Raw genomic sequence first — 17,871 nt, forward strand, 5'->3', positions numbered from 1 at the left:
AGACTTCGAGCAGACTTCGAGCAAGGAAGAGACAACGATGAGCACGCTGGAGATCAAGGACCTGCACGTCACGGTCGAGACCGAGGACGGTGCCAAGGAGATCCTCAAGGGCGTCACGCTGACCATCAAGGACGGCGAGACCCACGCGATCATGGGCCCGAACGGGTCCGGCAAGTCCACGCTGGCCTACTCGATCGCGGGCCACCCGAAGTACACCGTCACGGGCGGCAGCGTGACCCTCGACGGCGATGACGTCCTCGCGATGTCGGTCGACGAGCGCGCCCGCGCCGGCCTGTTCCTCGCCATGCAGTACCCCGTCGAGGTCCCCGGCGTCTCGGTGGCCAACTTCCTGCGCACCGCCAAGACCGCCATCGACGGCGAGGCCCCGAAGCTGCGCACCTGGGTCAAGGACGTCAACGGCGCCCTGGAGCGCCTCGACCTCGACTCGACGTTCTCGCAGCGCTCGGTCAACGAGGGCTTCTCCGGGGGCGAGAAGAAGCGCCACGAGATCGCCCAGCTCGAGCTGCTCAACCCGAAGGTGGCAGTGCTCGACGAGACCGACTCCGGCCTCGACATCGACGCACTGAAGGTCGTCTCGGAGGGTGTGAACCGGTTCCGCGAGCAGGAGGGCAAGGGCGTCCTGCTGATCACGCACTACACGCGGATCCTGCGCTACATCGAGCCCGACTTCGTGCACGTGTTCGTCAACGGCCGGATCGCCGAGCAGGGCGGCCCCGAGCTCGCCGATCAGCTCGAGGCCGAGGGCTACGACAAGTACGTCAAGGCCGCAGCGGTCTGACCGGGTCCGGTCGCGCGCGATCAGGGAGGAGTGACATGGACGGCCTGCTTCCGGAGCTGGAAGTCATCCGCAAGGACTTCCCATCCTCGAGCGCGTGCTCGCGGGCGGCTACCCGCTGGTCTACCTCGACAGCGCCAACACCTCGCAGAAGCCGCAGGTGGTGATCGACACGATGGTCGACCACCTCGAGCGGCACAACGCCAACGTCGCCCGCGCCATGCACCAGCTCGGCGCCGAGGCCTCCGAGGCGTTCGAGAGCGCGCGTGACAAGGTGGCCGCCTTCATCAAGGCACCGAGCCGCGACGAGGTCATCTTCACCAAGAACGCCTCCGAGGCGCTGAACCTCGTGGCCAACACGCTGGCCTGGGCGACCGGTGACCTTGCCATCGGTGCGGGCGACGAGGTCGTCATCACCGAGATGGAGCACCACTCCAACATCGTCCCGTGGCAGCTCCTCACCGAGCGCAAGGGCGCGACCCTGCGGTGGTTCGGGCTCACCGACGACGGCCACCTCGACCTGTCGAACATCGACGAGCTGGTCAACGAGCGCACCAAGGTGGTCTCGCTGACCTGGGTGTCCAACATGCTGGGCACCGTCAACCCGGTGGCCGAGATCGCGCGACGTGCCCACGAGGTCGGTGCGATCGTCGTGGTCGACGCCTCGCAGGCGGCTCCCCAGCTGCCCGTCGACGTGGTGGCCGCGGGCGCCGACCTGCTCGCCTTCACGGGCCACAAGGTCGTGGGGCCGACGGGCATCGGCGTCCTGTGGGGTCGGCGCGAGGTGCTCGACCAGCTGCCGCCGTTCCTCGGTGGTGGCGAGATGATCGAGACCGTCCGCATGGAGCGGTCGACGTACGCCGGGATCCCGCACAAGTTCGAGGCAGGGACCCCGCCGATCGTCGAGGCCGTCGGCCTCGGCGCGGCGGTCGACTACCTCAGCGCCGTGGGCATGGAGGCGATCCACGCCCACGAGCAGGCCGTCACCGGCTACGCGCTCGAGGGCCTGGCCACGGTGCCGGGGCTGACCGTGCTCGGCCCGCTCGACCCCACGCAGCGCGGGGGAGCGATCTCCTTCGAGCTGGACGGAGTGCACCCGCACGACATCGCCCAGGTGCTGGACTCCCGCGGCATCGCGGTCCGGGCGGGGCACCACTGCGCCAAGCCCGCGCACGCACGGTTCGGCGTCCAGAGCTCGACGCGCATGTCGTCGTACCTCTACACCACGCCGGCCGAGATCGATGCCCTGGTCGAGGGGCTCGAGTACACCCGTTCCTATTTCAAGGTGGGCTGAGAGTGACCAACCAGGACCTGGATGCGCTCTACCAGGAGATCATCCTCGACCACTACAAGCACCCCCACCACAAGGGCCTGCGGGAGCCGTTCGAGGCGGAGGTGCACCACGTCAACCCCACGTGCGGTGACGAGGTGACCCTGCGCGTCCACCTCGACGGCGATGTCGTCAGCGACGTCTCCTACGACTCGGTGGGGTGCTCGATCTCGCAGGCGTCCGCCTCGGTGATGACCGACCTGGTCATCGGCCGCAAGGTCGACGAGGCGCTCGCCATCCACGAGGAGTTCCTGACCCTCATGCAGGGCCGGGGGAGCGTCGAGCCGGACGAGGACGTGCTCGAGGACGGCATCGCCTTCGCCGGTGTCGCGAAGTTCCCGGCGCGCGTGAAGTGCGCACTACTGTCGTGGATGGCCTGGAAGGACGCCACCGCTCAAGTCATGGAGGAGAGCCACTGATGACCGACCAGTCTGTCGACCAGCCCGTCGAGAAGAACGCCCCGGACCACGGAGACCTGCCCGACGTGCCGGAGGCAACCCCCGGCGCCGGCGCCACCACGGTGAGCGTCGAGGACGTCACCGAGGCGATGAAGGACGTCGTCGACCCCGAGCTCGGGATCAACGTCGTCGACCTCGGCCTGGTGTACGACGTGCACCTCGACGAGAGCTCCAACGTCGTCCTGGACATGACCCTGACGTCGGCCGCCTGCCCGCTGACCGACGTGATCCAGGACCAGACCAACAGCGCCCTGGAGGGCCTGGTCAACGACGTCGCGATCAACTGGGTCTGGATGCCCCCGTGGGGCCCGGACAAGATCACCGACGACGGCCGCGAGCAGCTCCGAGCCCTGGGATTCAATGTCTGAGGCGTGACCCCGCGAGGCACGAGCGGGGTCACGACCCGAAGAGGTCGAGGGAGCCCCGCGGCCGAGCCTGCGAGGCCGCGACGGGCGGCTCGAGACCTGAGCCGGGTGGCTTGGACCTTGATCCGCTAGGTTGCCGCGGTGACCGACGTGATGACGGCCCCCGGCTGGTCTGCGGTGGCCGAGGCCTACCGCGACTCCTTCGCTCCGCTGTGCGCGGGCACCACCCGTGCAGTCCTGACGGCCTCCGGACTGCGCGGCAGCCCGGAGCCGGGCACCCGCGTGCTCGACGTCGGCGCCGGCACCGGCGGCCTCGCGAGCGCGGCCCTGAAGTGCGGCGCCGAGGTGACCGCGGTGGACCCCGACCCGACATGCTCGAGATCGCGGCCGTCACCGCTCCCGGCGCGCGCCTGCACCGTGCCGGGCTGCCGGACCTGCCCTTCGACGACGACCGCTTCGACGCCGTCCTGGCCAACTTCGTGGTCAACCACGTCCCGGACCCGCGGGCGGGCGTGCGCGAGCTGGCCCGGGTCACGCGCTCCGGCGGTCGGGTCGTCGCGACCGTCTGGCCGTCCGGTCGGAACGCCCAGTCGCGGCTGTGGGCGGCGGTGGTCGAGGCCAGCGGCGCGGTGCCGGTGCCCTCGGTCCGCCTGCCGCAGGAGCGGGACTTCCCCCGGACGGTGCGGGGCCTGTCCGCGCTGCTGTCCCAGGCGGGCCTGCAGGAGGTCTGCGCCGGCACGATCCACTGGGAGCACCGCGGTGACCCGACCTCCCTGTGGCGGGGTGCGGAAGCCGGCATCGGCGGGATCGGGACGACCGTCGTGGCCCAGACCGCGGAGGTGCGCCGCCGGATGAGGGCGGAGTACGAGCGCCTGGTCGCGCCGCTGGTCGACGAGGGCCGACTGGCGTTTCGCACCACGGCACTCCTCGCCGTCGGCACCCGGCCCTGACGGCCTGCGTCCGCTAGCGTCGCCCCGTGCCCGTCGTCCTCGTCCCCGCCGTTCGCATGGAGCGCTGGGTGCTCAACTTCAACGGCCGGCACGGGTCCACCGGCCTGGCCGTCGTGGACGGGGCGCTGACCGGGGCGGCGTCGGACGGGTCGACGTTCACCGCGCGGCTGCCCTTCGAGGAGCGGTACGCCGGGCTGCCGGACGCCGCGGGATTCGCGGCGGCGATGGAGCCGCCGGGGGACTGGGGCGTGCTGCTGGTGCGCAAGGGCGGTTTCGCCGTCGCCCGGCTGGCGGGGGAGCGGATCGTCGGGTCCAAGGTCGGGCAGCGCCACGTCCAGGGCCGGACCAAGGCCGGGGGCCAGAGCCAGCAGCGGTTCGCGCGGCGGCGCGACAACCAGGCCCGCCAGGCGTACGAAGCCGCGGGCGACCATGCGGCCCGGATCCTCGGCGGCCTGGCCGGTCCGCTGGTGGCCGGGGGTGACCACACCGCGGTCGACGAGGTGCTGTCCGATCCACGGTTGCGGGCCCTGCACGTGGTCGACCCGTGGCTCCCGGTGCCCGACCCGCGCCGGTCCGTGCTCGAGGCCGCCGTGGAGGACGCGCAGGCGGTCCGCGTGGAGGTCGTCAACGCCTGACCGACGGCACGTCGGACCTGGGTCGAAACCCCGTCGTACGCATGGGCCGAGGGTCTAGCGTGACGGGTGTGGCACACCCGATCGAGATCTCCGGACTGGTCAAGGACTTCGGCAACACCCGGGCCCTCGACGGCCTCGACCTGACCGTGGAGCAGGGCCAGATCCACGGCTTCCTGGGCCCCAACGGCTCCGGGAAGTCCACCACCATCCGGGTCCTGCTCGGCATGCTCCGCGCCGACGCGGGCGAGGTCCGCCTGTTCGGCGAGGACCCCTGGCGCGAGGCGGCGGCGCTCCACCGGCGGCTGGCGTACGTGCCGGGTGACGTGAACCTGTGGCCCAACCTCACCGGCGGGGAGGTGATCGACCTGCTCGGACGGCTGCGTGGCGGCATCGACGAGGGCCGCCGTGCGGAGCTCGTCGAGCGCTTCGAGCTGGACCCCACCAAGAAGGGCCGCAGCTACTCCAAGGGCAACCGGCAGAAGGTCGCCCTGGTCGCGGCACTCGCCTCGGACGTCGAGCTGCTGGTCCTGGACGAGCCCACCTCCGGCCTCGACCCGATCATGGAGTCGGTCTTCCAGGAGTACGTCGACGCCTTCCGCGACAGCGGCCACACAGTGCTGCTGTCCAGCCACATCCTCGCCGAGGTCGAGGAGCTGTGCGACCGGGTGAGCATCATCCGGGCCGGGCGCACCGTGGAGACGGGCACCTTGGGGGACCTGCGGCACCTGACCCGGACCTCGGTCCGTGCCGAGCTCGAGCAGCCGCCGGAGGGCCTGGAGCTGCTGCCCGGGATCCATGACCTGGAGGTCGACGGCACGCGCACGCGCTTCGAGGTCGACACCGCCGAGCTCGACGACGCGCTGGCCGTGCTGCTGCGGTTCGGCCTGCGTTCGCTCACCAGCCAGCCGCCCACGCTCGAGGAGCTCTTCCTCCGTCACTACGGCGACGAGGTGCCCAGCGAGGCCGACGACGAGGTCCTGGGTCGGCGATGACCGGCGCCCGGATCTTCCTGCGGACCTTCCTCCGCCGAGACCGGTGGATGCTGCTGGCGTGGGCGGTCGGCGCCGTCCTCCTCTACTACAGCCAGGCCGTCAGCGTGGACGGCCTGTACCGGACCCAGGCGGAGTTCGACCGCGCCGCGGCGAGCATGGAGCACAACGCGGCCTTCATCGCGATGGCCGGACCGGCGCGGGCCCTGAACAGCATCGGCGGGCAGGTGACGTGGCAGGCGTCCGCGTTCGGCGCGATCGTCGCCGGCCTGATGAGCATGTTCCTGGTAGGCCGGCACACCCGCGCCGAGGAGGAGAGCGGCCGGGACGAGCTGCTCCGGGGCGCCGCGATCGGCCGCTACGCCCCGATGACCGCCGCCCTGGTGACGGCCCTGCTCGCGAACCTGCTGCTGGGCGTGCTGGTGGCGCTGAGCCTCTGGTCCTACCCGCTCGCCCTCGCCGACTCGCTGGGGCTGGGGCTGGGCCTGACGCTGTGCGGCTGGTTCTTCACCGGCACCGCCCTGGTCGCCGCCCAGCTGACCGCGAGCACCCGGTCGATGTACGGCCTGAGCGGCGCAGTGATGGGCCTGGCCTACGCCCTGCGCGCCGTGGGCGACATCGGCTACCCGGCCCTGAGCTGGCTCTCACCGATCGGCTGGTACCAGGCCATGCACCCCTTCTCGGGCCTGCGCTGGTGGCCGGGGCTCCTCCTGCTCGTCGCCGCGGCCGCGGCCGTGGTCGCGGCGTACGCCCTCTTCGACCGGCGCGACGTCGGCTCGGGCCTGCTGGCCGCGCGGCCCGGCCCGGCGCGCGCAGGTCGGGGGCTGCACGGCTCGCTCGGGCTGGCCTGGCGGCTCCAGCGGGGCTCGGTCGTCGGATGGGCGCTGGGCGTCCTGTTCACGGGGCTGGCGTACGGCGCGATCGGCAACGACGTGGGCGACCTGGTCGGTGACTCGAAGGCCTCGCGCGACCTGTTCGCGCAGGGCGGGGCCGGCCTGGTCGACGGCTTCTACGCCACCGCGTGCCTGATGCTCGCGCTGCTGGCGTGCGGCTTCGCCGTCTCGAGCGCGCTGCGACCCCGCACCGAGGAGACCGACGGTCGCGTCGAGGACCTGCTGGCCACGGCGCTCCCACGCCGGGAGTGGCTGCTGGGGCACACGGTGGTCACCGTCGCCGGGACCGTCGCCGTCCTGATGGGTGCCGCCGTCGGCTTGGGGGCGGGGTACGCGATGGTCACGGCGGATCCCGGGACCGCGCTGCGGCTCTCCGCCCCGGTGCTGCAGTACCTCCCCGCCGTCCTCCTCCTCAGCGCCCTCGCCCGCCTGCTCTACGGCCTGTCCCCGCGCGTGGCGACGCTGGCCTGGCTGCCCCTGGTGCTCGCGGTCGTGGTGATGTTCTTCGGCGACCTGCTCCGGCTTCCCCAGTGGTTGCAGGACCTCTCGCCGTTCGAGCACCTGGCTCTCGTCCCGGCCCAGGACTTCCGGTGGGGGCCGTTCCTGGCCCTCGCCGCGCTCGCGGCCAGCGTGTCCTTCCTGGGCCAGTCGGCCTTCTGCCGCCGCGACATCGGCTAGCGTCCGTGGCATGTGGCAGCCCGAGCCCGGGTGGCACCCGTTGCCCGGCGGCACCGGCCCGTCGACCGTGGGGGTCTGGCGTACGGTCCTCGGCGACCAGGCCGTGGTCGTCAAGCGCCTCGCCGCGCCGCGGGGGCACGACCCGGCTGAGCTCTCCGACCCGCACCACTTCGCCTTCTGGCGCCGCCCGGCCGACGTGGCCACCTCGGGGGCCGTGGACACCACCCCGGGGCTGCGGGCGCCGCTGACCGCGGTCGACGAGGACGACGACGGCATCACCCTCACCCAGCAATGGGTCGAGGACGCCGCCAACAGCGGCCTGTTCGCCGCGCACGCGCTGGGTCGGTTCGCGGGCTCGGACCTGGGCGCCCGGCCGTGGCTGGCCCGCGACCAGCTGCGCGACCGGATCCGGCGCGTGGAGCGACGCGGCGGCTGGCCGACGCTGGCCCGGACGACGGTGGCCGACGTCGCCGACCACCTCTGGGGGCGACGCGGGGCCTGGCTGGACGCGGTGGACGCACTTCCGCAGGTGCCCCAGCACGGCGACCCGGCGCCGGGGAACCTGCCGGGACGCGACGGGGACGACGTGGTGGCGGTCGACTGGGCGACCCTCGGGCACGGACCCGTCGGCGCCGACCTCGGCTACCTCGCGCTCTCGGCCCGGGAGGAGTTCGAGCCGCTCCTGGAGTCGTACCTGATGGGGCTGCCCGACAGCGTCGCCAACCCTGACCAGGTGGCCCTCGGCGCCCGAGTCACGGCGGTCTACACCGTCCTCAACCGCGCCGAGTGGGCGCTGGCGAGGGTGGCCGGGGGAGAGGGTGCCCTCGCCGGCAAGTACCGGCACCCGGCAGTGGCGCCCCACCTGCGGGCCCTGCAGCGGCAGTTCCCGCAGATCGAGGCCCTGATGGCGGGCTGACCGTCCGGTCGGCCCCGGGGGCTCAGAGGTTGTCGGTGCCGAACGTGTCGCAGGCGTCCAGGGTGCCCTGGGTGTAGCCGGTCCGGAACCACCGGACCCGCTCGGCCGCGGAGCCGTGCGTCCACTGCTCGGGGTTGACCCGGCCGCCGGACCGCTCCTGGATGCGGTCGTCGCCGACCGAGGTCGCCGCCGCGATGGCCTGCTGGATGTCGGCGTCGGTGAGGGAGGAGAAGAGCGCCTGCCCCGTCGCGTCGTTCGTAGTCGTGGCGCTCCTGGCCCACATGCCGGCGTAGCAGTCGGCCTGGAGCTCGAGGCGCACGGAGTCGCTGGTCGGCCCCTGCTGGGTCTTCACCCGCCCCATCGTGCCGAGCAGGTTCTGGATGTGGTGGCCGTACTCGTGTGCGATGACATAGGGCTCGACGAAGTCGCCACTGGGTCCGCCCAGCTGCTGCTGCAGCACCGCGCGGAAGAACGAGGTGTCGAGGTAGATGGTCTGGTCGGTGGGGCAGTAGAACGGCCGACGTCCGAGGTTGCCTGGCCGCACCCGGTGCCGATGGAGCCGGTGAAGGTCTCCACCTTCTTCTCCGCGTGGAACGACGCGTCGGACTGGTCCGGCAGCGTGGTGGACCAGTAGTCGTAGAGCGAGTTCTCCACCGCGACCCGCGCACAGTCGGCGCTGTCGTTGGCGTCGGTGCCGGTCTTGCAGCCGTCGTAGCGGCCGCTCTCGGCCATCCGGCTGCTGTCGAGCCCGCCGCCGCTGCCCGGGAGAGAGGAGCCGCCGTCGCCCATGCACTGGGTCAGGACCAGGAAGAGCACGATGATGATGACGCCGCCGATGCCACCGCCGGCCTTCATGCCGCCGGGGATCGGGATGCCCGCGCCGCTGCCCCCGCCCAGACCGCCGCCACCACGGCGGCCCCGTCCCGCGTCGCCCATCCGTCGGGTGTCGAGACGGGCCTTCGGGTTGAAGCGCATGCGGGAGCCTCCGGGTTCGTGGCTGGGGGTCGGCCGCGCCTAGACTAACCAGCCTCATGATCACCGCTCACCAGCTCGAAGTCCGTGCCGGCGCGCGGCTCCTCATGGAGGACGTCAGCTTCCGGGTCGCCGCCGGCGACAAGGTCGGTCTGGTGGGCCGCAACGGCGCCGGCAAGACCACCCTCACCAAGATCCTGGCGGGTGAGGCGCAGCCCGCATCCGGCACGGTGCAGGCGACCGGCGACGTCGGCTACCTGCCCCAGGACCCGCGGATCGGCGACCCCGAGGTGCTGGCGCGTGACCGGATCCTGTCCGCGCGCGGGCTCGACGACGTCGTGCGCCGCCTGCGCGAGGCCGAGGCCCAGATGGGCAGCTCCGACCCGAGGTCGCGGAGCGGGCGATGAAGAGCTACTCCCGGGCCGACGCCGAGCTTCACGCAGGTGGCGGGTACGCCGCCGAGTCGGAGGCCGCCAGATCGCCAGCAGCCTCGGCATCGAGGAGCGGATCCTCACCCAGCAGCTGAAGACCCTGTCCGGTGGACAGCGGCGCCGGGTCGAGCTGGCCCGCATCCTCTTCTCCGGTGCCGACACCCTGCTCCTCGACGAGCCGACCAACCACCTCGACGCCGACTCGATCGTGTGGCTGCGCGACTTCCTCAAGGCGCACAAGGGCGGGCTGATCGTGATCAGCCACGACAACGACCTGCTCGAGACCACGGTCAACAAGGTGCTGCACCTCGACGCCAACCGTGGCCAGATCGACGTCTACAACATGGGCTGGAAGGCCTACCTCAGCCAGCGGGAGACCGACGAGCGGCGCCGCAAGCGCGAGCGGCAGAACGCCGAGTCCAAGGCCAAGACGCTCACCGACCAGGCCAACAGGATGCGGGCCAAGGCCAGCAAGGCCAGCGCCGCGCAGTCGATGCTGAAGCGGGCCGAGAAGATGATGGCCGGGGTCGAGGGCGAGCGTCGCGCCGACAAGGTCGCCCGGATCAAGTTCCCCGCACCTGCCCCTGCGGCAAGACGCCGATCACCGCCCAGGAGCTCTCGAAGTCCTACGGCTCGCTCGAGGTCTTCACCGATGTCGACCTGGCCGTGGACAAGGGCTCGCGCGTGGTGATCCTGGGCCTCAACGGTGCCGGCAAGACGACGATGCTGCGGATCCTGGCCGGGGTCGACAGGCCCGACACCGGCGAGGTCCTGCCCGGTCACGGCCTCAAGCTCGGCTACTACGCCCAGGAGCACGAGGACCCTCGACACCAGCCGCACCGTCCTGGAGAACATGCAGAGCGCGGCCCCGCAGTTGACCGACAGCGAGGCCCGCAGCGTCCTGGGATCCTTCCTCTTCTCCGGCGACGACGCGCACAAGCCGGCGGCCGTGCTGTCCGGTGGCGAGAAGACCCGGCTCGCGCTGGCCAGCCTGGTCGTCTCCAGCGCCAACGTGCTCTTGCTCGACGAGCCCACGAACAACCTCGACCCGGCCTCCCGGGAGGAGGTGCTGGCGGCGATCCGCACCTACGAGGGCGCCATCATCCTGTCACCCACGACGAGGGGGCCGTGCGCGCGCTCGAGCCGGACCGGGTGCTGCTGCTGCCCGACGGCGACGAGGACCTGTGGACCGAGGACTACCTCGACCTCGTGTCGCTGGCGTGACGCAGTCCCCGGCAGTCGCGCCGGCGGTCGCGTCGGTGGGCGCACCTAGACTCCGGACATGACCCCCGAGGCCCTCGCCACCGTCGGTCTGCTCGTCGAGCAGACCGGTCCCGTCGCCACCATCACGCTGGACCGCCCCGAGGTGCGCAACGCGCAGGACCCCGGCGATGTGGCGGGCGCTGGCGGCCGTGGGCGACGCGCTGCCGGACGAGACCCGGGTCGTGGTGGTCCGGGGCGCCGGCCACAGCTTCTCCGCCGGGCTCGACCGCAGCATGCTCGCGCCGGGCGGTGCTCCGGAGGGCGTCGAGACCGTTGCCGACCTGCTCACGGCGAGCGACGAGCAGATGTCGGCCACCATCGACGACTACCAGCAGGGCTTCACCTTCCTGCGCGACCCCCGCTTCATCTCGGTCGCGGCGGTGCAGGGCTACGCCGTGGGCGCGGGCTTCCAGCTCGCGCTCGCCTGCGACCTGCGCGTGGTCGCGGACGACGCCCAGTTCTGCATGAAGGAGTCGGCGCTCGGCCTCGTGCCGGACCTGACGGGAACAAAGCCGCTGGTCGAGAGCGTTGGCTACGCCAGGGCGCTGGAGATCTGCGTCACGGCCCGGATGGTCGGTGCCGCGGAGGCGGTGGCCATCGGGCTGGCACTGGCCGCGGTCCCCGCAGGGGAGCTCGACGCCACCGTCGCGGACCTCGTCGGCGCCCTCACCGCACCGATGCCCGATGCGGTCACCGAGACCAAGGCGCTGCTCCTCGGGGCAGCGGACCGAGACCTCGAGGAGCAGCGACGTCTGGAGCGTGAGGCCCAGGTCCGTCGCTTCCGGGAGGTGGCCCGTCTGACGACGGGCCAGTGAGGAGTCAGCTTGTCAGGCATGCACGCCAACGGCGCCGCATGGCGCCACCTGCGGTCGGACCGCAGCGTCGTCAACAACCGGATCGGGCGCGGCACCGTGCGCCGGGTCTTCGGCTTCGCGCGCCCGCACCGTCGGCTGATCGTCTCCTTCCTGGGGCTGACGGTCATCGACGCCGGGCTCGTCGTCGTCAACCCGCTGCTGGTGCAGAGGATCATCGACGACGGCATCCTCGGGCACGACCGCATGCTGGTGACGGTGCTGGCACTCGTGATGGCGGCCGTGGCGCTCGTCAGCGCCCTGCTCACCGTGGCGGAGGGCTGGTTCTCCTCCCGGATCGGTGAGGGACTGATCTTCGACCTGCGGACCCGCGTCTTCGGTCACGTGCAGCGCCAGTCCCTGGCGTTCTTCACCCGCACCCAGACCGGTGCGCTCGTCTCCCGGCTCAACAACGATGTGATCGGGGCGCAGCGTGCCTTCACCTCGACGCTCTCCAGCACCGTCGCCAACACGATCTCCGTCGTCGTGGTCGGGATCGCCATGGTCGCGCTCAGCTGGCAGGTCACTCTGCTGTGCCTGGCACTCTTCCCGCTGCTCTTCCTGACCTCGCGGCTCGTGAGCGCCCGCCTGGCCGGGCTGACCCGCGAGCAGATGGACGGCAACGCCGACCTCGGCAACGCGATGACCGAGCGGTTCAACGTGGGCGGCGCCATGCTGCTCAAGCTCTTCGGGCGGCGTTCCGAGGAGGACGCGGTGTTCGCCACCAAGGCGGCCACCGTGCGCGACCTGGGGATCCGGATCTCGCTGATCACGCGCATCTTCGCGGCAGCGATGATGGCCGTGCCCGCGCTGGCGACCGCACTCGTCTACGGCGTGGGCGGCCAGCTCGCCGTGAGCAACACGCTCACGGTCGGCACCCTCACCGCCCTGGCCACCCTGCTGCTCCGGCTGCTCGGCCCTCTGCAGGGCCTCTCCAACGTCCGCATCGACGTGATGACCGCGCTGGTCAGCTTCGAGCGCGTCTTCGAAGTGCTCGACCTGCCGTCGCTGATCCAGGAGAAGCCCGACGCCGTGGTGCTCGAGCCGGGAGCCGGGCGGCTGGAGTTCGACCATGTCGCGTTCAGCTACCCCCGTGCCGACGAGATCTCGCTCGCGTCGCTCGAGGTCGTCGCCCGCAAGGAGTCCCGCGACAGCGGCCAGGTGCTCGCCGACATCGGCTTCGTGGCCGAGCCGGGGCAGATGGTCGCCCTGGTCGGTCCCTCCGGCGCCGGCAAGACGACGGTGACGCACCTCGTGGCGCGGCTCTACGACGCCGAGTCCGGTGCGGTGCGCGTCGGGGGCCACGACGTCCGTGACCTGACCCTCCAGTCGCTGGAGGACGCGGTCGGCTACGTCACCCAGGACGCTCACATGTTCCACGACACCATCCGCGCCAACCTGCTGTACGCGCGGCCGGGTGCCACCGACGAGGAGGTCTGGGACGCCCTGGAGGCCGCCCAGATCGCCACGCTGGTGCGGGCGCTCCCCGACGGCCTCGACACGGTGGTGGGCGACCGCGGCTACCGGCTCTCCGGCGGTGAGCGCCAGCGCCTCGCGATCGCGCGCCTGCTGCTGAAGGCACCCGCCATCGTGGTGCTCGACGAGGCCACCGCACACCTCGACAGCGAGTCCGAGGCGGCGGTGCAGCGGGCGCTGGACGCGGCTCTCGAGGGCCGCACCTCCCTGGTGATCGCCCACCGGCTGTCCACGGTGCGCAACGCCGACACGATCCTCGTGCTCGACGGCGGCCGGATCGTGCAGTCCGGGACGCACGCGCAGCTGCTCGCCCAGGGCGGGCTCTACGCCGACCTCTACCGCACCCAGTTCATCGAGGACGCCACGGTCGCCTGATCCCGCGTTCGCCGGGTGTCCTAGGGTCGCCGGCATGGACCTGCAGCTTCGTGGACGTGTGTACATCGTCACCGGGGGCGCCCGCGGGCTCGGTCGCGCGACCGCCGACTGCCTGGTGGCCGAGGGGGCCCGCGTGGTCCTGTCCGGCCGCAGCGGACGAGTCGCTGGCGGCTGCGGCGGCGATCCACGGGGACTCCGTGGCGACCGTGGTCGCCGACAACGCCGACCCGGGGACGCCTCAGCGTCTCATCGACGCGGCCCGGGAGCGGTTCGGCGGCCTCGACGGCGCCCTGATCAGCGTTGGAGGACCCCCGAAGGGGCCGGTGACCGCCATCGACGATGCCCAGTGGGTGCAGGCCTTCGAGTCGGTCTTCCTCGGCGCCGTGCGGCTGTGCCGCGAGATCGGTCAGGCTCTCGGCCCGGCGGCTCGCTGGCCCTGGTGCTCTCCTCGAGCGTTCGGGCGCCGCTGGCCGAGATGGCGATCTCCAACGGGCTGCGGCCCGGCCTGGCGATGGTGGCCAAGACATTGGCCGACGAGCTCGGGCCGCAGGGCGTGCGGGTCAACGGCCTGATGCCCGGCCGGGTCGGCACCGATCGGGTGGCCGAGCTGGACGAGGCGAGCGGTGACGCCGAGTCGGCACGCGCCGCCGCGATCAGGACGATCCCGCTCCGTCGTTACGGCGAGCCGGAGGAGTTCGGCCGGGTGGCGGCCTTCCTGCTCTCGCCGGCGGCGTCGTTCGTCTCCGGGGCGATGGTGCCGGTCGACGGGGGCATGCTCCGCTCGCTCTGAGCCTTCCGCGAGACGCGGGGGTCCTTCTGGCGCTCCCGCTCGTACGCCGCCCGGACGGCCTGCTTGCGGCGGTCCTTGTCGGCGCGGGCCTGCTTGCGCTCGGCGAGCACCTCCTCCCGCGTCGACGTCTCGCCGCTGCGCTGCGAGCGCCACTCGTCGTACAGCAGGTAGAAGAAGCCGAAGACGGCCAGCACGCCGAAGAACCACCACTGCAGGCCGTAGAAGAAGTGCGGCCCGTTGTCGAGCTCGGGCAGCTCGGTGCTCTCGAGCGGCTGGGCGGGTGCGGGGCTCTCGGTCTTCAGGTCCACGAAGCCGCCGTAGACCGGCTGGTCGATGGTCCTGGCGATCTCGACGCTGGAGATGGCCCGCGTCGAGTGGTCGCTGACCTCGGCGCTGTCGGTGGCGTCCACCCGCACCCACCCGGTCACCGTCACCTTGCCCGAGGGCGGGTCGGGGACGTCGGTGGGGTCCTCGCCCTGGTTCTCCGAGGGCATCCAGCCGCGATCGACCAGCACGGCGGTCCCGTCGGCGGTGACCAGCGGGACCACGACGTCGATCCCCGACTCCCCGTCGCGGGTGCGGTAGCGGACCACCACGGTCTCGGCGCTGTCGTAGGTCCCGGTCGCGGTGACGACGCGCCACTCGTCGGAGGTGCTGACGGGTCGTCCGGGGGAGAGCACGTCGGCCACGGGGGCCGGGTCCCGGGACTCGTTGGTGCTGATGATCGCGTTGCTCTGCTTGCGGTCGGCCAGGCGGTGGAACTGCCACTCTCCGAGCCACCAGGTCGCATACGCCAGCAGCACGACCACGAGGGCGAAGAGCAGCCAGCGTCGCGAGAGGAGGAACCGCAGCGATCGCACCTCACGAGGCTAACGGGGGAGTGGTTCCGGACAGTCCGCAGGGGGCGGCGACGGCGCGGCACGTAGAGTGGGGAAGGTGATCTCACGCAAGCTCGAGGACCGCTACGGACGGGTGGCGACGGACCTGCGCGTGTCCCTCACCGACCGGTGCAACCTGCGATGCAGCTACTGCATGCCCGCCGAGGGGCTGGAATGGCTCCCGGACGACTCCGTGCTGAGCGACGACGAGGTGGTGCGCCTGGTCCGGATCGGCGTCGAGCACCTCGGCATCCGCGAGGTGCGGTTCACGGGTGGTGAGCCGCTCGTGCGCCGAGGGCTGGTGGACATCGTGCGCCGCACCCACGAGCTCGGTGTGGAGACCTCCCTGACCACCAACGCGCTGGGCCTCTCGCGCACCGCCGCCGCCCTGGCCGACGCGGGGCTGGACCGGATCAACGTCAGCCTCGACACGGTCCGGCCCGAGACCTTCCACGAGATCACCCGACGGGACCGTTTCCACGACGTCGTCGCCGGGCTCGAGGCCGCCAGCGCCGCGGGACTCGGTCCGATCAAGATCAACGCGGTGCTGTGCGCGGCATCAACGACGACCAGGCGCCCGAGCTGCTGCGCTGGACGATCGAGCGGGGCTACGAGCTGCGGTTCATCGAGCAGATGCCGCTGGATGCGCAGCACGGCTGGAGCCGGACCGGGATGGTCACGGCCGAGGAGATCTTCGAGCACCTCGAGCGGGAATTCGTGCTCAAGCCCGTGGACGAGCCGCGGGGGAGCGCCCCCGCGGAGCTGTTCCTGGTCGACGGCGGCCCGGCGACGGTGGGCGTGATCGCGTCCGTGACGCGCCCGTTCTGCGGGGACTGCGACCGGGTCCGGCTGACCGCCGACGGACAGGTCCGCAACTGCCTGTTCGCCCGGGAGGAGTCCGACCTGCGCGCCGCGCTGCGCTCGGGCGCGTCGGACGAGGACCTCGCCGACCGGTGGGTGGTCGCGATGCGCGGCAAGCGTGCCGGTCACGGCATCGACGACCCGTCGTTCCTCCAGCCGGACCGACCGATGTCGGCGATCGGCGGCTAGCGGAGCCGCGTCAGTCGGGAGCGTCTGCGGCCGGGACGACGTCCTTGAGGAAGCCCCGCGCGCCGAGGAAGTCGGACAGCGTGCTGCGGTGCTCCTCGCACGCCAGCCACGTCTTGCGTCGCTCGGGCGTGTGCAGCTTGGGGTTGTTCCACAGCAGCGCCCACACGGCCGGCGCCTGGCATCCCTTGGCGGAGCAGGTGGGCTCGGCGGCCGGGCCCTCGGTGTCGCTCATGAGGTCCTTCCACCGGCCCGAAATGGGACGGTGCCGGACAGCCACGGGGGAAGCCGTCCGGCACCGCTGCGAACTGGGACGGGGGAGACCCAGCTCGCGTCGAGGATTCTGTCACGCGATGCGCCGAAGTCAAATATGGTCTTGTCCGGTGGGTTGATCGAATTTCGCGCCCGCGGGTAGTTCCGGCCGACCGTAACCACGGTCCACCAGCTCGAATCCGTCGGATTTCGAAGCAGAATTGTTCGCCATCACAACGGCAACGTACGGAAGGATCAGCGCGGCGGCGATCAACCACGGCCACAGCCAGTCCACGCCGGCGATGCCGGCGACCACCGCGCCGACGAAGCAGGCCGAGCGGATGCCCATCGAGAGCAGGTAGCGCTTCTGGCGGGCTGCGATGTCCTCGGCCCGGCTCGATGCCGCAGTCGTGATGCGGATCGGCTCGTTCCGGTGCCCGGTCGCGTCTCGCCCCATCCCGCCATCGTACGTCGGTAGGCTCGGCAACCCACGTCTGCTTCGGAGGCCCCATGACCAACCGCACCTACCGCGTCAGCGAGATCGTCGGCACCTCGCCCGACGGGATCGACCAGGCGATCCGCAACGCCATCGAGCGGGCCAGCAAGACGCTGCGCCACGTCGACTGGTTCGAGGTCACCCAGGTCCGGGGACAGGTCAAGGACGGCACCGTCGAGCACTTCCAGGTCGGTCTCAAGGTCGGCTTCCGCCTCGAGGACGAGTGAGGCAGCGACCCGCGGCCCGGACAGGTGTTTAGGGCTACCCCGGGGTAATCGCTAGCGTCGGGGACCGTGAGCGAAGCGAACACGGAACCTGTCGGTCGGGTCGGTCCTCGTGACCGGGGGCAATCGCGGCATCGGCCGCGCCATCGCCGAGGCCTTCGTGGCCAACGGAGACCGGGTGGCCGTGACCACGCGCAGCGGCGGTGCGCCCGAGGGCACGCTCGACGTGCGCTGCGACATCACCGACCCGGCCGCGGTGGACGCCGCCTTCGCCGAGATCGAGGCCGCGCACGGCCCGGTCGAGGTGTTGGTCGCCAACGCCGGCATCACCGCCGACACGCTCGTCCTGCGGATGTCCGAGGACGACTGGTCGTCGGTGATCGACACCAACCTCACCGGGTCCTTCCGCCTGGCCAAGCGGGCCGCGAAGGGGATGCTCCGGCTGCGCCGCGGGCGGATCATCTTCATCTCCTCGGTCGTCGGGCTGCTCGGCTCGGCCGGCCAGGTCAACTACGCGGCCTCCAAGGCCGGACTGGTGGGCATGGCCCGGTCGCTGGCCCGCGAGCTCGGCTCGCGGTCGATCACCGCCAACGTGGTCGCCCCCGGCTTCGTCGAGACCGACATGACGGCGGTGCTCACCGACGACCAGAGGTCGGCCATCAAGACGCAGGTCCCGCTGGGCCGCTACGCCTCTCCCGACGAGATCGCCTCGGCGGTGACCTGGCTGGCCGGCGACGGCGCGGCCTACGTCACCGGCGCGGTCATCCCGGTCGACGGCGGCCTCGGCATGGGCCACTGACCCACCC

Annotated in this window: 19 protein-coding genes and 3 pseudogenes; 17 read left to right on the plus strand and 5 right to left on the minus strand. The window is 71.8% G+C overall.

The genetic code is table 11. The features are described from left to right. The first annotated feature begins 37 nt into the window (after window positions 1-37). From sufC to H0S67_RS11350, 9 genes are all read left to right on the plus strand, one after another. Window positions 38-799 carry a Fe-S cluster assembly ATPase SufC gene (sufC, locus tag H0S67_RS11310; RefSeq protein WP_180936646.1) on the plus strand — a complete coding sequence of 254 codons (762 nt, stop codon included), beginning with the start codon at window positions 38-40 and terminating at the stop codon, window positions 797-799. A 94-nt stretch (window positions 800-893) separates the two neighbouring features. Beyond that, window positions 894-2,090, plus strand: coding sequence for a cysteine desulfurase (locus tag H0S67_RS11315; protein ID WP_425489916.1), 1,197 nt, complete (start codon window positions 894-896; stop codon window positions 2,088-2,090). Between the two features lie 2 nt (window positions 2,091-2,092). Continuing rightward, window positions 2,093-2,545: a Fe-S cluster assembly sulfur transfer protein SufU gene (gene sufU, locus H0S67_RS11320; protein ID WP_219635648.1), complete on the plus strand. Its 453-nt coding sequence runs from the start codon at window positions 2,093-2,095 to the stop codon at window positions 2,543-2,545. Then, the gene (locus H0S67_RS11325; RefSeq protein ID WP_180936647.1) at window positions 2,545-2,952 is read left to right on the plus strand and encodes a metal-sulfur cluster assembly factor; all 408 of its coding nucleotides are present in this window, start codon (window positions 2,545-2,547) and stop codon (window positions 2,950-2,952) included. Before sufU ends, H0S67_RS11325 begins: the two co-directional genes overlap by 1 nt. Window positions 2,953-3,320: 368 nt before the next feature. Next, a complete protein-coding gene (locus H0S67_RS11330; RefSeq protein WP_180936648.1) occupies window positions 3,321-3,899 on the plus strand; it encodes a class I SAM-dependent methyltransferase in 579 nt (192 codons plus the stop codon). A 26-nt stretch (window positions 3,900-3,925) separates the two neighbouring features. After that, a complete protein-coding gene (locus tag H0S67_RS11335) occupies window positions 3,926-4,534 on the plus strand; it encodes an acVLRF1 family peptidyl-tRNA hydrolase (RefSeq protein ID WP_180936649.1) in 609 nt (202 codons plus the stop codon). 68 nt (window positions 4,535-4,602) lie between these two features. After that, window positions 4,603-5,526 carry an ABC transporter ATP-binding protein gene (locus tag H0S67_RS11340; RefSeq protein WP_246355310.1) on the plus strand — a complete coding sequence of 308 codons (924 nt, stop codon included), beginning with the start codon at window positions 4,603-4,605 and terminating at the stop codon, window positions 5,524-5,526. Then, complete coding sequence (locus tag H0S67_RS11345) at window positions 5,523-7,094, plus strand: ABC transporter permease (protein ID WP_180936651.1); 1,572 nt, start codon at window positions 5,523-5,525, stop codon at window positions 7,092-7,094. The genes H0S67_RS11340 and H0S67_RS11345 overlap by 4 nt, the downstream gene beginning before the upstream one ends. A 10-nt stretch (window positions 7,095-7,104) precedes the next feature. After that, window positions 7,105-8,010, plus strand: a complete 906-nt coding sequence (locus H0S67_RS11350) for a phosphotransferase (protein ID WP_180933163.1) — start codon at window positions 7,105-7,107, stop codon at window positions 8,008-8,010. Window positions 8,011-8,032: 22 nt separating this feature from the next. Here the strand turns inward: H0S67_RS11350 and H0S67_RS25115 are convergent, their stop codons facing one another. Then, complete coding sequence (locus H0S67_RS25115) at window positions 8,033-8,470, minus strand: neutral zinc metallopeptidase (protein ID WP_246354663.1); 438 nt, start codon at window positions 8,468-8,470, stop codon at window positions 8,033-8,035. After that, entirely contained in the window at window positions 8,359-8,985 is a 627-nt protein-coding gene (locus tag H0S67_RS11355; protein WP_246354664.1) for a neutral zinc metallopeptidase, read from the minus strand. The genes H0S67_RS25115 and H0S67_RS11355 overlap by 112 nt, the downstream gene beginning before the upstream one ends. Before the next feature lie 56 nt (window positions 8,986-9,041). Here H0S67_RS11355 and H0S67_RS26695 point away from each other — a divergent pair. The 5 genes and pseudogenes from H0S67_RS26695 to H0S67_RS26705 all read left to right on the plus strand — a co-directional run bounded on the left by H0S67_RS26695 (window position 9,042) and on the right by H0S67_RS26705 (window position 14,168). Then, a pseudogene (locus tag H0S67_RS26695) lies at window positions 9,042-10,637 on the plus strand (ABC-F family ATP-binding cassette domain-containing protein). Window positions 10,638-10,804: 167 nt separating this feature from the next. Next, the gene (locus tag H0S67_RS11365) at window positions 10,805-11,491 is read left to right on the plus strand and encodes an enoyl-CoA hydratase/isomerase family protein (RefSeq protein WP_246354666.1); all 687 of its coding nucleotides are present in this window, start codon (window positions 10,805-10,807) and stop codon (window positions 11,489-11,491) included. Window positions 11,492-11,509: 18 nt separating this feature from the next. Then, a complete protein-coding gene (locus tag H0S67_RS11370) occupies window positions 11,510-13,378 on the plus strand; it encodes an ABC transporter ATP-binding protein (protein WP_180933164.1) in 1,869 nt (622 codons plus the stop codon). A gap of 206 nt (window positions 13,379-13,584) precedes the next feature. Further along, window positions 13,585-13,734: pseudogene (locus tag H0S67_RS26700) on the plus strand (SDR family oxidoreductase); the annotation flags it as partial. 83 nt (window positions 13,735-13,817) lie between these two features. Further along, window positions 13,818-14,168, plus strand: a complete 351-nt coding sequence (locus H0S67_RS26705; RefSeq protein WP_281369041.1) for an SDR family oxidoreductase — start codon at window positions 13,818-13,820, stop codon at window positions 14,166-14,168. Here the strand turns inward: H0S67_RS26705 and H0S67_RS11380 are convergent. After that, window positions 14,054-15,028, minus strand: a complete 975-nt coding sequence (locus tag H0S67_RS11380; RefSeq protein WP_180933165.1) for an SURF1 family cytochrome oxidase biogenesis protein — start codon at window positions 15,026-15,028, stop codon at window positions 14,054-14,056. The genes H0S67_RS26705 and H0S67_RS11380 overlap by 115 nt on opposite strands. Window positions 15,029-15,107: 79 nt before the next feature. Between H0S67_RS11380 and moaA the strand changes: the two are divergent. Beyond that, window positions 15,108-16,096 (plus strand): annotated as a pseudogene (gene moaA / locus H0S67_RS11385) (GTP 3',8-cyclase MoaA). A 10-nt stretch (window positions 16,097-16,106) separates the two neighbouring features. Here moaA and H0S67_RS11390 read toward each other — a convergent pair. Both H0S67_RS11390 and H0S67_RS11395 read right to left on the minus strand, forming a co-directional pair. Beyond that, window positions 16,107-16,328, minus strand: a complete 222-nt coding sequence (locus tag H0S67_RS11390) for a hypothetical protein (RefSeq protein ID WP_180933166.1) — start codon at window positions 16,326-16,328, stop codon at window positions 16,107-16,109. Between the two features lie 129 nt (window positions 16,329-16,457). Then, complete coding sequence (locus tag H0S67_RS11395) at window positions 16,458-16,802, minus strand: DUF3099 domain-containing protein (protein ID WP_180933167.1); 345 nt, start codon at window positions 16,800-16,802, stop codon at window positions 16,458-16,460. Window positions 16,803-16,855: 53 nt separating this feature from the next. Between H0S67_RS11395 and H0S67_RS11400 the strand changes: the two genes are divergently transcribed. Next, window positions 16,856-17,068: a dodecin gene (locus tag H0S67_RS11400; RefSeq protein ID WP_180933168.1), complete on the plus strand. Its 213-nt coding sequence runs from the start codon at window positions 16,856-16,858 to the stop codon at window positions 17,066-17,068. Window positions 17,069-17,177: 109 nt separating this feature from the next. Further along, window positions 17,178-17,864, plus strand: coding sequence for a 3-oxoacyl-ACP reductase FabG (gene fabG / locus H0S67_RS11405; RefSeq protein WP_281368835.1), 687 nt, complete (start codon window positions 17,178-17,180; stop codon window positions 17,862-17,864). Window positions 17,865-17,871: the final 7 nt, after the last annotated feature.

Source organism: Nocardioides ungokensis, from assembly GCF_013466985.1.
GTDB classification, from domain to species: Bacteria; Actinomycetota; Actinomycetes; order Propionibacteriales; family Nocardioidaceae; genus Nocardioides; species Nocardioides ungokensis.

Bases quoted from the DNA above. Each gene is read 5' to 3' on its own strand.
- H0S67_RS11390 (WP_180933166.1), bottom strand. From the start codon at position 16,328: ATGAGCGACACCGAGGGCCCGGCCGCCGAGCCCACCTGCTCCGCCAAG.
- H0S67_RS11365 (WP_246354666.1), top strand. From the start codon at position 10,805: ATGTGGCGGGCGCTGGCGGCCGTGGGCGACGCGCTGCCGGACGAGACC.
- H0S67_RS11400 (WP_180933168.1), top strand. From the start codon at position 16,856: ATGACCAACCGCACCTACCGCGTCAGCGAGATCGTCGGCACCTCGCCC.
- sufC (WP_180936646.1), top strand. From the start codon at position 38: ATGAGCACGCTGGAGATCAAGGACCTGCACGTCACGGTCGAGACCGAG.
- H0S67_RS11325 (WP_180936647.1), top strand. From the start codon at position 2,545: ATGACCGACCAGTCTGTCGACCAGCCCGTCGAGAAGAACGCCCCGGAC.
- H0S67_RS11350 (WP_180933163.1), top strand. From the start codon at position 7,105: ATGTGGCAGCCCGAGCCCGGGTGGCACCCGTTGCCCGGCGGCACCGGC.
- H0S67_RS11345 (WP_180936651.1), top strand. From the start codon at position 5,523: ATGACCGGCGCCCGGATCTTCCTGCGGACCTTCCTCCGCCGAGACCGG.
- H0S67_RS11330 (WP_180936648.1), top strand. From the start codon at position 3,321: ATGCTCGAGATCGCGGCCGTCACCGCTCCCGGCGCGCGCCTGCACCGT.
- H0S67_RS11370 (WP_180933164.1), top strand. From the start codon at position 11,510: ATGCACGCCAACGGCGCCGCATGGCGCCACCTGCGGTCGGACCGCAGC.
- H0S67_RS11355 (WP_246354664.1), bottom strand. From the start codon at position 8,985: ATGCGCTTCAACCCGAAGGCCCGTCTCGACACCCGACGGATGGGCGAC.
- H0S67_RS11395 (WP_180933167.1), bottom strand. From the start codon at position 16,802: ATGGGGCGAGACGCGACCGGGCACCGGAACGAGCCGATCCGCATCACG.